We start from the raw sequence: 13,844 nt of genomic DNA, 5'->3' as shown, positions 1-13,844 counted from the left end.
TCCCCCGCTCGACGACGCCGCGGGGACCCCGACACTCACAAGGACCAACCGATGAACTTGACGTTGAAGATCTGGCGTCAGCCCGACGCCGTGACCGCCGGTGCGATGCACACCTACCAGCTGGCCGACGTCTCCCCCGACATGTCGTTCCTCGAGATGCTCGACGTGCTCAACGAGCAGCTCAACGACCAGGGCGAGGACCCGATCGCGTTCGACTCCGACTGCCGCGAGGGCATCTGCGGCATGTGCGGCCTGATGATCAACGGCGACGCGCACGGCCCGGAGGTCACCACGACCTGCCAGCTGCACATGCGCTCGTTCAGCGACGGCGAGACGATCACGATCGAGCCGTGGCGCTCCGACGCCTTCCCCGTCATCAAGGACCTCGTCGTCGACCGCGGGGCCTTCGACCGGATCATCCAGGCCGGCGGCTACGTCTCGGTCAACACCGGCTCGGCCCCCGAGGCCCACTCGGTGCCGGTCCCCAAGGACGACGCCGACCGCGCCTTCAACGTCGCGACCTGCATCGGCTGCGGAGCCTGCGTCGCCGCCTGTCCCAACGGCTCGGCCTCGCTCTTCATGGGCGCCAAGGTCACCCACCTCGGCCTGCTCCCCCAGGGCCAGCCCGAACGCGACGAGCGCGTGGTCAACATGGTCGCCCAGCACGACCACGAGGGCTTCGGCGGCTGCACCAACATCGGCGCCTGCACCGCCGCCTGCCCCAAGGAGATCCCGCTCGACGTGATCTCGCAGCTCAACAGGGACCTGCGCACCGCGATCAAGCACGGTCACTGAGCGACGTACTGCTGCACCGACGAGGGCCGGGGGTCTCCCCCGGCACTCGTCGGCGTCTCCTGGCGGTGTGTCGCTGCTTCGAGCGGTGTCCCACCCACATTTCGCGCGTCCTGAAATTGGGTGGCGCACCGCTCGGGCGGCGACACGCCGAGTGCCTCAGCCGGGCGGTGTCCGACCCACATTCCGTGCGACGCGAATGTGGGTGACCCACCGCTCGGGCGGCTCACGCTGCGCGGGGCCGGCGTACGAGGTGGGCGAGCGGCTCGAAGAGTGACGACCACTGCGCCCCGAAGACCGGCGGCGGCCCGGTGTAGCCCTCCGCCACGAGCGCGGCGTGGACCATGCGGACGGTGGCCTTCGGCGACCGCATCCGCTCCTTGGTGACCTGTTCGTAGGGCACGTCGTGGCGGCGGTAGAGCGCATAGCGGTCGATATCCGCGTTGTACTGCCCGCGATCATCCTGGTGCTGAATGCCCTCGTACTCGACCACGAGACCGTAGTCCTCGAACCAGAGGTCCGGCGTGAGCTCGACGCCCTCGACGACCTCGATCCGCCGGTTGACCGCCGGCACCGGCAGTTCCGCGAACACGACGTACGCGAAGAGCTCGGCCTCCGGCATGGACCGGCAGCGCCCCTCGAGGTGAGGGAGGGCGTACGCCGTCTCGGACACACCGTGCCGCCACCTCTCCTCGCGCAGGATCTCCTCGAGGAGGCCGAGGTCGAGCGCCCCCCGGTTGAGCAGGACCGAACCGACCGTGATGGCGTCGAGCAGTCGTGCCTCGGCACAGAAGGCGACGAACGCCGCCTCGATGCTGACGGCGTCGTCATCGTTCGGCGGCATCTTGACCGTGCGGTGCAGGAACACTCCGTCGAGCACCAGGTGCAGGTCGCCCTGGACGACGAAGTGGAGCGGCCACCTGTCGCCCGCGTCGAAGCCTGCCTGCCGCAGTCGGGTCGCGCCCGTCGTACGCGCCATCGGTGGAAGCGCCAGACGCGCCGCCTCCACGTGGTCTGCCCACGTCATCTCGCGGCTCCGGTGGACGTAGACGCCCTGATGGAGGCGCCGGAACTGGACGCCTTCGAGCACGCGGGCAGGCACGCCCAGCGCCAGGGCGTGCTCGCGTGTGAACGGACCGTCAAGGAGCTCCGTGGCGACGTCGTGCATGACGCCATGGCGCCACACGCCGGCTTGCCTGCGCCCGCTGTCGTCGTACGACCTGTGGAAACGCCGTCATGCGCACCTGCTGTGGAGACCTCGTGGCCGAGGTTGAGCCCGTCCGACTCGCCGCGGTGCCGTGCCGTGCGGTGCCCCACCCACATTCCGGCGGCCGCAATTGCGGCTGGGCCACCGCCCGGACAAGCGACACGTGCGACACGCCGGCGGGCGGTGCCGGAGCCACCTGCGACGTCGACGGAATGTGGCTCACGCACCGCTCGGGCGGCGGCAAGCGGCGCGGCGGCGCACGGCGAGCCGCGGCGAGCGGGCGCTCAGCTCCGCCGGCGGAGGAGGGCGACGAGCCCGAGCATGGTGGCGGCGCCGGCGGCGAAGGCGGCCTTCGGGGAGGAGGCAGGAGAGGAGGAGGCAGCCGAGGCGGAGCGTACGCCGGGCGCTGCCGCGGCAAGGTCGATGCGGGGTCCCTCGGGCAGTGGGTCGGCGACCCGGTTCGCGTCGCGGAGGGCGCGCGCCTCGGGCGAGGTGTGGGCCCACGCAGCGGAGAGGACGACGACGCGGGAGGTGTAGTTGATCCACACCATCAGGATGAGCGCGATGCCGAAGGCCTGGAACGCCTCGGAGTTGGCCGTGGCCTTGAGCAGGAAGGTGGAGAGCTGCTTGAGGACCTCGAACACGACGGCCCCCAGGAACGAGCCGGACCAAAGCGACCGGCTGGGGGTGTTCGGCTGCGCGAGCAGGCGGAAGAAGGCGAAGAAGAGCAGCGTGCTGGCCGCCAGGCCCAGGCACAGGGCCAGCACCCAGAGGAAGCCCTCCGCGACCACGCCCAGGTCGAGCGCCTCCATGATCGGGGTGAGCACCTTGGTCGCGACGCCGGACACCGCCACGCTCGCGACGAGCACCGAGCCGAGCGCCATCAGGGCGAGCACGTCGCGCAGCTTGCCGACGAGGAAGCTGGGCTGCTCGCGCTCGGGCTCCTCGAAGATCGCCGTCAGCGCGGAGCGCATGCCCGAGAGCCACCCCAGGCCGGAGTAGAGGGTGAGGACGATGCCGACGCTGAAGATCCCCGGGGCCGCGGCCTGCAGGGTGTCGAGCGGGACCCCGCTCTCGCCGCCGACGAGGCCGGGGAGGACGGAGTTGGCCGCGTCGACCAGGGTGTCCTGGGCGTCCTCGTAGACCTTCGTGACCTGGCCGAAGATCGCGAAGGCGAGCGCGAGGATCGGGAAGAACGACAGGAAGGCGAAGTAGGTCACCGCGGCCGCGAGCGCGCTGCCGTTGACCTGTCCGTAGTGCTCCAGGGCGCGCACGAGGTGGTCGACGACCGGACGCCGCTCGCGGAGGTCGGAGGCGCGCTGCTTCACGCTGTCGAGGACGGACACCCGGTCAGCCCAGCGCGAAGTGGTCGGTGGCCCGCCAGCCGGTGTCGGAGTCGTGGACGTAGAGGCTGAACTCGCCGACGGGGAAGCGGCACTCGAACTCGGCGAGCTCCGCGAACGCCCGGTCGAGCGTCTGGTCGTCGAGGTGGTGGGCGATGGTGACGTGCGGGTGGTAGGGGTAGTGCAGATCGACCTCGAGCGGCCCCTGTCGTACGGCGCCCGCGAGCACCTCGCAGCCCGAGATCCCCTCGGCCAGGGTGACGAACACGACCGGCGAGACCGGGCGGAACGTGCCGGTGCCGCGCAGGTGGATGTCGAACCGCGGGACGGAGGACGCCGCCTCGGTCAGGTGCGCGCACACGGCCTGGAGGTCGGCGCCCGGCACCTCGGTCGGCGGCACCAACGTGATGTGGGTGGGGATCTGCGTCGCCGTCGTGTCGCCGACGCTGGTCCGGTAGTCCTGGAGCTCGCTCGCCCAGGGCTCGGGAATCGCGATCGCTACTCCGATGGTGGGCACCTCCGAAACCCTACAGAACCCGATCGCGGCGCCGATCGCCCCCGTGAAAGGATCGACCGCGTGAGTGACACCTTCCGCGCCGCACAGGCTCGCAGCGACGCCATCGAGGAGCAGATGGCGAAGGACCCGGCCTCGCTGCGCATGCTGACCGGGGACCGTCCGACCGGGGCGTTGCACATCGGCCACTACTTCGGCTCGATCCGCAACCGCCTCCGCCTCCAGGACAGCGGCGCCGAGATCTGGCAGCTGATCGCGGACTACCAGGTGATCACCGACCGCGAGGTCGCCGGCGACATCGCCGGCAACGTGCGCAACCTGCTGGTCGACAACATCGCCGCGGGCCTCGACCCCGAGAAGGCCACGATCTTCACGCACTCCTCGGTGCCCGCGCTCAACCAGCTGATGCTGCCGTTCCTCAGCCTGGTCAGCGTGGCCGAGCTGCAGCGCAACCCCACCGTCAAGGACGAGGCCAAGTCGGCCGGCATCACCTCGATCGGCGGGCTGCTGCTCACCTACCCCGTCCACCAGGCCGCAGACATCCTGTTCTGCAAGGCCAACGTCGTCCCCGTCGGTCGCGACCAGCTCCCCCACCTCGAGCAGACCCGTGTCGTCGCGCGCCGCTTCAACGACAGGTACGCCGCCGTGTTCCCGGAGCCGGGTGCGCTGCTGTCCGAGGCGCCGCTGATCCTCGGCACCGACGGCACCAAGATGAGCAAGTCCAAGGGCAACGTGGTCGAGCTGCGGATGACCGCCGACGAGACCGCCAAGAAGCTCAAGGGCGCCAAGACCGACAGCGACCGGGTCATCACCTACGACCCCGACGCCCGGCCCGAGGTCGCCAACCTGCTGACCCTCATCGGCCTTTGCGAGGGCGTCGACCCGGCGGCGGTCGCCGAGGAGATCGGCGACGGCGGCGGCGGCGCGCTCAAGGGTCGCCTGACCGACGCCATCAACACCGAGCTCGCCCCGCTCCGCGCCCGACGCGCCGAGCTCGAGGCCGATCCCGGCTATCTCGACGAGGTCCTCCGCCGCGGCAACGCCAAGGCCAACGAGGTCGCCGAGGCGACCCTCGACGAGGTCCGCGCGGCGATGGGCATGGTCTACGGCTGGGCCTGACGGCGTGACGCAGGTCACACTGACGAGCGATGTGACTCACCAGTAGGTTCCCCTCATCGGCTGGTCCGGGTCCAGCCCAGGAGGGAACCGCCATGCACGTCACCGCGCTCCGCCGCGCGAGCACTTTGCTCGTCGCCCCGCTCGCCGTCCTGCTCACCGCCACGATCGGCGCCGTGGTCGGTACGACGCCGGCGCACGCCGTCGTCGACGAGCCGCCCCGGCCCGCGTTCTACGCGGCCCCCGCGACCCTGCCCAGCGGCAACGGGAACGTCATCCGCAGCGAGCGGATGACGTTCCTGCTCGACCCGCTCGACGCGACGAGCCTGGTCCGCAACGCCCAGCGGGTGCTCTACACGACCACCAACCGCCGCGGCACGGCCATCGCCGTCTCCGGCACCGTCCTGGTGCCGAGCTCGCCATGGGTCGGCGTCGGCTCGCGGCCGGTCATCGGCTACGCGCCGGGCACGCAGGGCATGGCCGACCGGTGCGCCCCCTCCCGCCAGTTCTCGGAGGGCATCGAGTACGAGGGCATCGGCATCGAGGGCCTGCTGCTGCGCGGCTACGCGGTGGCGATGCCCGACTACGAGGGCCTCGGCACCGCCGGCATCCACACCTACATGGACCGGGTCTCGCAGGGTCACGCCACGCTGGACGTCGTACGCGCTGCGCAGCGCCTGACCGGCACCGGGCTCAGCAGCACCAGCCCGGTCGGCCTGATGGGCTACTCCCAGGGCGGTGGTGCGGCCGCGTCCGCCGTCGAGCTCGCCCCCACCTACGCCCCCGACCTCCGGGTGCGCGGCGCGGTCGTCGGCGCGGTGCCGGCCGACCTCGCCAAGGTGGCCACCAACCTCGACGGCGGGCTGTTCTCGGCGTTCGCCTTCTTCGCCCTCCGCGGACTGGCCGCCAGCCACGACGTCGACCTGACGCCGTACCTCAACGCCGCCGGCCGCGCGGCGATGGACGGTGTCGAGCAGGACTGTGTCTTCGACCTGCTCGACAACGCCTTCGTGCGGTCCTCGACGTTGAGCGCGGACGGCCGGCCGATGTCGGAGCTGATGAAGCAGGAGCCGTTCGCCTCGATCATCGAGTCGCAGCGCATCGGCACCATCAGGCCGAGGGTGCCGGTGCTGGTCACCCACTCCGCACTGGACGACACCATCCCCTACGGCGTCGGCCGGGCGATGGCGCGGTCGTGGTGCGCTGCCGGGGCCGACGTCCGCTTCTCGACCAACGTCGCGCCGCTCCACGTCGGCGGCATGGTGCCGCACCTGGCCGAGGCGCTGCCGTTCTTCGAGGCCCGCTTCGCCGGCCTGCCCCAGATCGGCAACTGCTGGTCGCTCTGAGGCTCAGGCCGGCCGGCTCACACGGCCCAGCCGACGTTCTCGGCGACCAGGTCGGCCGCGGGGTAGATGCCCTTCAGCTCCTCGCGTCGCCTCAGCAGGTCGACCACCGCGCCCACGTTGCGGTCGGCCAGCTGGCGGCGGCGCTCCATCTGGCGCGCGATCTTGTCCTCGTCCATGACTCCCCCATCCGGAGATCCTGTGGCGGCTGACCCGCCCTTCATGGATTGGATCGTTACAAGGCTGGGCTACGCAACAGTTCCGCCCGTGTTAACACCACGCAACATCGTCGGAAAAGGCGTGCACGGTTCTGCGCGCAAGGCAGCGCAGATCAGGCGGGTACGGCGTCCCGCTGGCGCACGTGGAGCGCGGCCGAGAGCAGCAGGATGGCCACCCCGGCGATGGAGAGGCCGAGCCCGACGAGGGCCGGGGCGCGGAGTCCCCAGCCGGCGGCGATCACGAGCCCGCCGAGCCACGCGCCGAGCGCGTTGGCGATGTTGAGCGAGGCATGGTTCATCGCGGCGCCGAGGGTCTGGGCGTCGCCGGCCACGTCCATCAGCCGCAACTGGAGGTTGACGACCAGCACCGAGCCGAGCGTCGTGATGAGGAAGACGACGGGCAGGGCGGCCCAGCCGTGCGGGGCAGCGACCCAGAAGGCCAGCATCGTGGCGGCCATGCCGACGCCGCCGATGATGAGCGAGCGGAAGATCGACCAGTCGGCCATGATCCCGGCGAGCCCGGTGCCGGCGACCATGCCGAGGCCGAAGGCCAGCAGGAAGACCGCGACCGACCGCTCCCCCAGCCCGGCGACGTCGGTGACGACGGGCGCGATGTAGGAGTAGACGGCGAACATGCCGCCGAAGCCGACAGCGCCGGCCAGCAGGGTCAGCCACACCTGCGGCACCCGGAACGCCGACAGCTCGCGGCGACCGCTCGCCCCGGGGTCTCCGGGGCAGGACGGCACGAACCACACGACGAGGGCGAGGGTCACCACCGCCAGGCCGCCGGCGGCCCAGTAGGCGGCACGCCAGCCCAGCTCCTGGCCGAGCACCGTGGCGGCGGGTACGCCGATCACGTTGGCGACCGAGAGCCCGAGCATCACCAGGGCAACCGCGCGGCCCTTGCGCGAGGGCCGGGCCATGCTCGCCGCCACGAGGGAGGCGACGCCGAAGTAGGCGCCGTGCGGCAGCCCGGCGGCGAAGCGGGCCACCATCAGCTGCTCGTAGGAGTTCGCGAGCGCGCTCAGGCCGTTGCCGACCGCGAAGGCAGCCATCAGGGCCACCAGGAGGCCGCGCCGCGGGAGACGGGCGCCGAGGAAGGCCAGCACAGGCGCGCCGACGACCACCCCGACGGCGTACGCCGAGATGACGTGGCCGCCGGTCGGGATCGAGACGTCGACGCCGCTGGAGATCTGCGGCAGCAGCCCCATCGTGACGAACTCGGTGGTGCCGATGGCGAAGCCGCCCATCGCGAGCGCGAGCACCGCCAGGCCGAAGTGGCGGGCGGTCACCGACGGGACGTCGAGGTCGGCCGACGAGGGGTCGGCGGGCAGGGCGGAGGTCTCGGCGGTCGTCGTCATCACCTGGCGCAAGGAGGGACGGAGCCGGTTTTGTTCCCCCGGCGCCGTCGGCCGCGGCGTTTCGTGGGCGGGATCACTCCGCCCACGGGGGCAGGAGGTTGACGAGGACCAGCCAGACCGAGGAGAGCAGGGGCGCGCGCGGCAGCCCCTGCTCTCCCGTGGTCATGTCGTCGTCGTGCGTGCGCTCAGCCCAGCGAGGCGATGGCCTCGTTGAACGTGGCGGACGGCCGCATCACCGCGGCGGCCTTCTCGGCGTCGGGGCGGAAGTAGCCGCCGACGTCGGCCGGCTTGCCCTGCACGGCGAGCAGCTCCTCGACGATCACCTTCTCGTTGTCGCGCAGGGTGCTCGCGAGCGAGGCGAACGCGGCCGCGAGGTCGGCGTCCTCGGTCTGCTTCGCGAGCTCCTCGGCCCAGTAGAGGGCGAGGTAGAAGTGCGAGCCGCGGTTGTCGATCGTGCCGAGCTTGCGCCCCGGCGAGCGGTCCTCGTTGAGGAACGTCTCGGTGGCCCTGTCGAGCGTGTCGCCCAGGATCCGGGCGCGCGCGTTGTCGTCGTAGCCGGCGAGGTGCTCGAGCGAGGCGGCCAGGGCGAAGAACTCACCGAGGCTGTCCCAGCGGAGGTAGTCCTCCTTGACCAGCTGCTGCACGTGCTTGGGCGCCGAGCCGCCGGCGCCGGTCTCGAAGAGGCCACCGCCGTTCATCAGCGGGACGATCGAGAGCATCTTGGCGCTGGTGCCGAGCTCGAGGATCGGGAACAGGTCGGTGTTGTAGTCGCGCAGCACGTTGCCGGTCACCGAGATGGTGTCCTCGCCGCGGCGGATCCGCTCGAGGGAGTACGTCGTCGCCTCGGCCGGCGCCATCACCTGGATGTCGAGCCCGTCGGTGTCGTGCTCCTTCAGGTATTCCGTCACGAGCGCGATGAGGTTGGCGTCGTGCGCCCGCGTCTCGTCGAGCCAGAAGATCGCCGGCGTCCCGCTGGCGCGGGCCCGGGTCACGGCGAGCTTGACCCAGTCGCGGATCGAGGCGTCCTTGGTCTGGCAGGCGCGCCAGATGTCACCGGCCTCGACGTCGTGCGACATCAGCACCTCACCGGCGGCGTTGCGGACCTCGACCTTGCCGGCGGCGGGGACCTCGAAGGTCTTGTCGTGGGAGCCGTACTCCTCGGCCGCCTTCGCCATCAGACCGACATTGGGCACGGAGCCCATCGTGGACGGGTCGAGGGCACCGTTGGTCCGGCAGTCGTCGATCGCCGCCTGGTAGACGCCGGCGTAGGAGGAGTCCGGGATGACGGCGAGGGTGTCCTGCGGCTCGCCGTCGGCGTTCCACATCTGGCCCGACGTGCGGATCATCGCCGGCATCGAGGCGTCGATGATGACGTCGGACGGGACGTGCAGGTTGGTGATGCCGCGGTCGGAGTCGACCATCGCGAGCGACGGCCCGTCGGCCAGGCCCTTCTCGAAGGCGGCCTTGATCTCCGCACCGCCCTCGACCTTGTCGAGGCCCGACAGGATCGCGCCGAGGCCGTCGTTGGCGGACAGGCCGGCCGCGGCGAGCTGCTCGCCGTACTGGGCGAAGACGTCGGCGAAGTAGGCGCGCACGACGTGGCCGAAGATGATCGGGTCGGAGACCTTCATCATCGTGGCCTTGAGGTGGGCGGAGAACAGGACGCCGTCGGCCTTGGCCTTGGCCACCTGCTGCTCGAGGAACTCGTCGAGGTGGGCCGCACTCATGAAGGTCGCGTCGACGACCTCGCCCTCGAGGACCTTCAGGCCCTCCTTGAGGACCGTCTCCTGGCCGTCGCTGCCGACGTGGACGATCGAGAGGGTGTCGTCGGACGGGAGGACCACGGACTTCTCGTTGCTGCGGAAGTCGTCGTGGCCCATCGTCGCGACGGACGTCCTGGACTCGCTGCTCCACGCGCCCATCGAGTGGGGGTGGGCCTTCGCGTAGTTCTTGACCGAGGCGGGCGCGCGGCGGTCGGAGTTGCCCTCGCGCAGCACCGGGTTGACCGCGGAGCCCTTGACCTTGTCGTAGCGGGCGCGGGTCTCGCGCTCCTCGTCGGTCTGCGGGTTCTCCGGGTAGTCGGGCAGGTCGTAGCCCTGCGACTGCAGCTCGGCGATGGTCGCCTTGAGCTGCGGGATCGAGGCGGAGATGTTGGGGAGCTTGATGATGTTGGCCTCGGGCCGCGTCGCCAGCTCGCCGAGCTCGGCCAGCGCGTCGTCGAGGCGCTGCTCGTCGGTGAGGCGGTCGGGGAACTGGGCGATCACGCGGCCGGCCAGCGAGATGTCACGGGTCTCGACGTCCACACCGGCGGTCTTCGCGTAGGCGGCGATGATCGGCAGGAACGAGTACGTCGCGAGCAGCGGCGCCTCGTCGGTGTGGGTGTAGATGATCTTGGCCATGGGTACGACAGCTCCTGTAGATCGCGATCTCATCCGGGCATAACTCTTGACGTCAAGATACCTGACGCCGGTGACGGGTGGCGACTCGCCTACCCTCGCACCCCTCCTGTCACGCCGCTAGGCTTCGCGTGGCCTACGAGGGGTACGGCCACCTTGACTCTGGAGGGACTCGCGATGAGCGACACCGTCGAAGACACACCGACCACCGGGCAGAAGTTCACCGCAGAGGTTCTGGGCACCTTCGTGCTCGTCTTCTTCGGCTGCGGCGCTGCCGTCTACAGCGGTGGCGACCTCGTCGCCACGGCGCTGGCCTTCGGTCTCACCGTGCTGGTGATGGCCTACGCCGTGGGTCGCATCTCCGGCGGTCACTTCAACCCGGCCGTGACGCTGGGCGCCGTCCTGAGCGGGCGCCTGCCGTGGAGCCAGGTCGGGATCTACATGGCCGCGCAGCTGCTCGGCGCCCTGCTCGCCGGCGCCGTGCTCTTCGGGCTCGGCCACGGCTTCGAGGGCTTCGTCGCCGAGGGCAACATGGGCCAGAACTTCTTCGGCGACCAGGGCTCCGGCTTCGCCTGGTGGGCGGCCCTGCTGCTCGAGCTGCTGATGACCGCCGTCTTCGTGTGGGTCATCCTCTCCGTCACCGACGCGCGCAACGAGGTCAACGTCGCGCTCGGTCCGCTCGCGATCGGCCTGTCGCTCGCGATGTTCCACCTCCTCGCGATCCCGCTGACCGGCACCTCGGTCAACCCGGCCCGATCGATCGGCGTCGGCGTCTTCGCCGGCACCGACGCGATCGTCCAGCTGTGGCTCTTCGTGCTCGCACCGTTCCTCGGCGCCGCGATCGCCGGACTCACCTACCCGGTCCTCTTCGGCCACGGCGCTGCGCCGGTGGCCGGCTCGGGCCTCAACTTCGGCGGCGGCCGGAAGGACCAGTTCGTGCCGGGCAACTACGAGGCGCAGTGGAACCAGGGCCAGCCGGCCAGCTGGGGACAGCCCGGGGCCGCGTGGGGCGCTCCCCCGCAGCAGCAGTGGGGCCAGCCTGATCCCTACCAGCAGCCGCAGCAGCAGCCCGACCCGGCCTACGGCGCACCGCAGCAGCAGCCCGGCCAGTGGGGCCAGCCGGCCCCGCAGCAGCCGGCCCAGCCCGCTCAGCCCCAGCCCGCTCAGCCCGGCCAGTGGGGCGCGCCCCAGCAGCCCGGTCAGCAGCCCGCTCAGCAGCCCGGCCAGCCGGGTCAGCCCGGCCACTGGGGCAACCCCGACGGCGACGACGACGGCCGCACCCAGGTGCGACGCCCCGACTGAGGCAGGACTGAGGCAGGACTCAGGCCCGTCTGACCGGCTAGCCCTTCACCAGCTGGGCGGTCCAGCCGGCGTCGAGGTCCTCGAGCCCCACGAGGCCGACACCCTTCTCGTACACCGTGCGGGTCGTGGTGTCGGCCTCGTTGCGCAGCTGCACCAGCTCGCTGGACTGGTCGTCGATGGTCGCGCTCGCGCGCGGCAGCCCGGGGACGTCGTACGACAGCCAGCCGTCGCCGAGCCGCGGGTCGGCGGGCATCGCGAGCCCCGCCTCCGCACCGTCCTCACCCGCCCGCCAGGACGCGTCGTCGGTGTCCGAGCCGACCAGCCAGACGTTGCCGGCCTCGTCCTGGGCGTACAGGCGGGTCGCGACGCTCGTCGTCCCGCCGCCGAGGTCCGTCGTGGTCTGCACGGCCGTGGCCTCCAGGCCCGCGACCGGCACCGTGCCGTCCTGCACCTCGACGTCGATGCGACCGCGCGTGCCGGCGTCCTCGGTGAGGTCGTACGTCCAGCGCGTCCCCGGCGCGAGGGCGAGCCAGGGGTTGTCGACACCCTCGACGAAGTCGGCGGGCGCCGGCGTCGGCGTCGGGATCACGAGGCCGTTGATGCCCGGGGAGTCGTACGGCGCGGGCTGGCCGATGCCCGCGCACCCGGTGAGGCCGAGGACGAGCCCGGTTGCCAGCGCAGCCGCCGTCCGCGGACGGCGTACGCCTCGGAGCCCCCTCGTCATGGGCGCCAGCATGCCAGCCGTAGACCAGAGGCCGGCGGCGGATCCGGCGCTGCTAGCGTCAGCCGGACAGACGTCCCGCCTCCCGCACACCTCACGAGGAGTACCACCGTGACCTCCGAACCCCTCAAGGTCGCCGTCACCGGCGCCGCCGGCCAGATCGGCTACAGCCTGCTCTTCCGCCTCGCCAGCGGCGCGCTGGCCGCGGACCGCCCGATCGAGCTGCGACTGCTCGAGATCGAGCCCGCCCTCAAGGCGCTCGAGGGCGTCGTCATGGAGCTCGACGACTGCGCGTTCCCGAACCTCGCCGGCGTCCAGATCGGCTCGGACGCCGAGAAGATCTTCGACGGCGTCAACCTCGCCCTCCTCGTCGGCGCGCGTCCGCGCGGCCCCGGCATGGAGCGCGGCGACCTGCTCTCGGCCAACGGTGCGATCTTCACCGCGCAGGGCAAGGCCCTCAACGCGGTCGCGGCCGACGACGTGCGCATCGGTGTCACCGGCAACCCGGCCAACACCAACGCCCTCATCGCGATGACCAACGCGCCCGACATCCCGCGCGAGCGCTTCTCGGCGCTGACCCGCCTCGACCACAACCGCGCGATCAGCCAGCTCGCGGCCAAGACCGGCGCGCCCGTCACCGACATCACCAGGATGACGATCTGGGGCAACCACTCCGCCACCCAGTACCCCGACCTCTTCCACGCCGAGGTCAAGGGCCAGAACGCCGCCGAGCTCGTCGGCGACCAGGCCTGGCTGGAGAACGACTTCATCCCGACCGTCGCCAAGCGCGGCGCCGCGATCATCGACGCCCGTGGCTCGTCCTCGGCCGCCTCGGCCGCGTCCGCCACGATCGACGCCGCCCGCGACTGGCTGTTCGGCTCCGCGAAGGACGACTGGGTGTCGATGGCTGTCGTCTCCAACGGCGAGTACGGCGTCCCCGAGGGCCTGATCTCCTCGTTCCCGGTCACCACCTCGGGCGGCGACTGGTCGATCGTCGAGGGCCTCGAGATCGACGACTTCTCCCGCGCCCGCATCGACGCCTCGACCGCCGAGCTCGCCGACGAGCGCACGGCTGTCACCGAGCTCGGCCTGATCTGAGCAACGACGAAGGGCCGGACCCGACGGGTCCGGCCCTTCGTGCTGTCTAGAAGCCGCCGGGCTGGTCGGGGATCGAGCCCGCGAGGAAGATCAGCGACCCGCCGAGCACGATGAGGATGGCCGCGTCGAGGACCTTGTGGCGTACGGCGAGCATGCCGGCGTCGCGTCGGCGCAGCACCAGCCGCACGGCGGCGGCGAAGATCAGCGCCCCGCCCATCAGCCGGACGCCGCTGCGCCACTCGTCGAGCGCCACGACCACCATCGCCACGGCGACGACGCCCAGGACGAGGAGGTAGAACGCGCCCCCGATCGTCGAGGGGTAGCGGCGCGGCTCGTCGGGGTCCTCCGGCGGTGGTTCCGCCGAGACCGGGGGGACCGAGTCGGGCGGCTCGGGAGGTTCGACCGGCGGGTCGGAGTGGTCGGGTTCGGCCAT

13 protein-coding genes are annotated in these 13,844 nt (G+C 71.4%); 5 read left to right on the top strand and 8 right to left on the bottom strand.

Annotated features, from left to right (window positions below; genetic code table 11):
• Positions 1–51: 51 nt before the first annotated feature.
• Positions 52–795 (top strand): succinate dehydrogenase/fumarate reductase iron-sulfur subunit, encoded by a 744-nt coding sequence (locus ACXJKB_RS04975; RefSeq protein ID WP_457185990.1) that lies wholly within the window; start codon positions 52–54, stop codon positions 793–795.
• Between the two features lie 223 nt (positions 796–1,018).
• Here the strand turns inward: ACXJKB_RS04975 and ACXJKB_RS04970 are convergent, their stop codons facing one another.
• The 3 genes from ACXJKB_RS04970 to ACXJKB_RS04960 all read right to left on the bottom strand — a co-directional run bounded on the left by ACXJKB_RS04970 (position 1,019) and on the right by ACXJKB_RS04960 (position 3,859).
• The gene (locus tag ACXJKB_RS04970; RefSeq protein ID WP_457185988.1) at positions 1,019–1,960 is read right to left on the bottom strand and encodes a hypothetical protein; all 942 of its coding nucleotides are present in this window, start codon (positions 1,958–1,960) and stop codon (positions 1,019–1,021) included.
• 323 nt (positions 1,961–2,283) lie between these two features.
• Positions 2,284–3,345, bottom strand: coding sequence for a YihY/virulence factor BrkB family protein (locus ACXJKB_RS04965; RefSeq protein ID WP_457185986.1), 1,062 nt, complete (start codon positions 3,343–3,345; stop codon positions 2,284–2,286).
• Positions 3,346–3,349: 4 nt separating this feature from the next.
• Complete coding sequence (locus ACXJKB_RS04960) at positions 3,350–3,859, bottom strand: 2'-5' RNA ligase family protein (protein ID WP_457185984.1); 510 nt, start codon at positions 3,857–3,859, stop codon at positions 3,350–3,352.
• A gap of 51 nt (positions 3,860–3,910) precedes the next feature.
• On the opposite strand from ACXJKB_RS04960, the gene trpS reads away from it, so the two are divergent.
• Both trpS and ACXJKB_RS04950 read left to right on the top strand, forming a co-directional pair.
• Complete coding sequence (trpS, locus tag ACXJKB_RS04955; RefSeq protein ID WP_457186214.1) at positions 3,911–4,975, top strand: tryptophan--tRNA ligase; 1,065 nt, start codon at positions 3,911–3,913, stop codon at positions 4,973–4,975.
• 92 nt (positions 4,976–5,067) lie between these two features.
• Positions 5,068–6,318 carry a lipase family protein gene (locus tag ACXJKB_RS04950; RefSeq protein WP_457185982.1) on the top strand — a complete coding sequence of 417 codons (1,251 nt, stop codon included), beginning with the start codon at positions 5,068–5,070 and terminating at the stop codon, positions 6,316–6,318.
• A gap of 17 nt (positions 6,319–6,335) precedes the next feature.
• On the opposite strand, the gene ACXJKB_RS04945 is transcribed toward ACXJKB_RS04950, so the two are convergent.
• The 3 genes from ACXJKB_RS04945 to ACXJKB_RS04935 all read right to left on the bottom strand — a co-directional run bounded on the left by ACXJKB_RS04945 (position 6,336) and on the right by ACXJKB_RS04935 (position 10,293).
• Entirely contained in the window at positions 6,336–6,494 is a 159-nt protein-coding gene (locus tag ACXJKB_RS04945) for a hypothetical protein (protein WP_300050248.1), read from the bottom strand.
• Positions 6,495–6,646: 152 nt separating this feature from the next.
• Positions 6,647–7,894, bottom strand: coding sequence for an MFS transporter (locus tag ACXJKB_RS04940; RefSeq protein ID WP_457185979.1), 1,248 nt, complete (start codon positions 7,892–7,894; stop codon positions 6,647–6,649).
• A 185-nt stretch (positions 7,895–8,079) separates the two neighbouring features.
• Positions 8,080–10,293 carry an NADP-dependent isocitrate dehydrogenase gene (locus ACXJKB_RS04935; RefSeq protein WP_457185977.1) on the bottom strand — a complete coding sequence of 738 codons (2,214 nt, stop codon included), beginning with the start codon at positions 10,291–10,293 and terminating at the stop codon, positions 8,080–8,082.
• Between the two features lie 174 nt (positions 10,294–10,467).
• Between ACXJKB_RS04935 and ACXJKB_RS04930 the strand changes: the two genes are divergently transcribed.
• Entirely contained in the window at positions 10,468–11,592 is a 1,125-nt protein-coding gene (locus tag ACXJKB_RS04930) for an aquaporin (protein WP_457185975.1), read from the top strand.
• A 37-nt stretch (positions 11,593–11,629) separates the two neighbouring features.
• Here the strand turns inward: ACXJKB_RS04930 and ACXJKB_RS04925 are convergent, their stop codons facing one another.
• A complete protein-coding gene (locus tag ACXJKB_RS04925) occupies positions 11,630–12,316 on the bottom strand; it encodes a hypothetical protein (RefSeq protein WP_457185973.1) in 687 nt (228 codons plus the stop codon).
• 108 nt (positions 12,317–12,424) lie between these two features.
• Here ACXJKB_RS04925 and ACXJKB_RS04920 point away from each other — a divergent pair, with 108 nt between their 5' ends.
• Positions 12,425–13,411: a malate dehydrogenase gene (locus ACXJKB_RS04920; protein ID WP_457185971.1), complete on the top strand. Its 987-nt coding sequence runs from the start codon at positions 12,425–12,427 to the stop codon at positions 13,409–13,411.
• A 46-nt stretch (positions 13,412–13,457) separates the two neighbouring features.
• On the opposite strand, the gene ACXJKB_RS04915 is transcribed toward ACXJKB_RS04920, so the two are convergent.
• The gene (locus tag ACXJKB_RS04915; protein ID WP_457185969.1) at positions 13,458–13,844 is read right to left on the bottom strand and encodes a DUF3017 domain-containing protein; all 387 of its coding nucleotides are present in this window, start codon (positions 13,842–13,844) and stop codon (positions 13,458–13,460) included.

This window comes from Nocardioides sp. P5_E3 (assembly GCF_054049275.1).
This window is presented reverse-complemented; position numbering and strand designations above follow the sequence as displayed.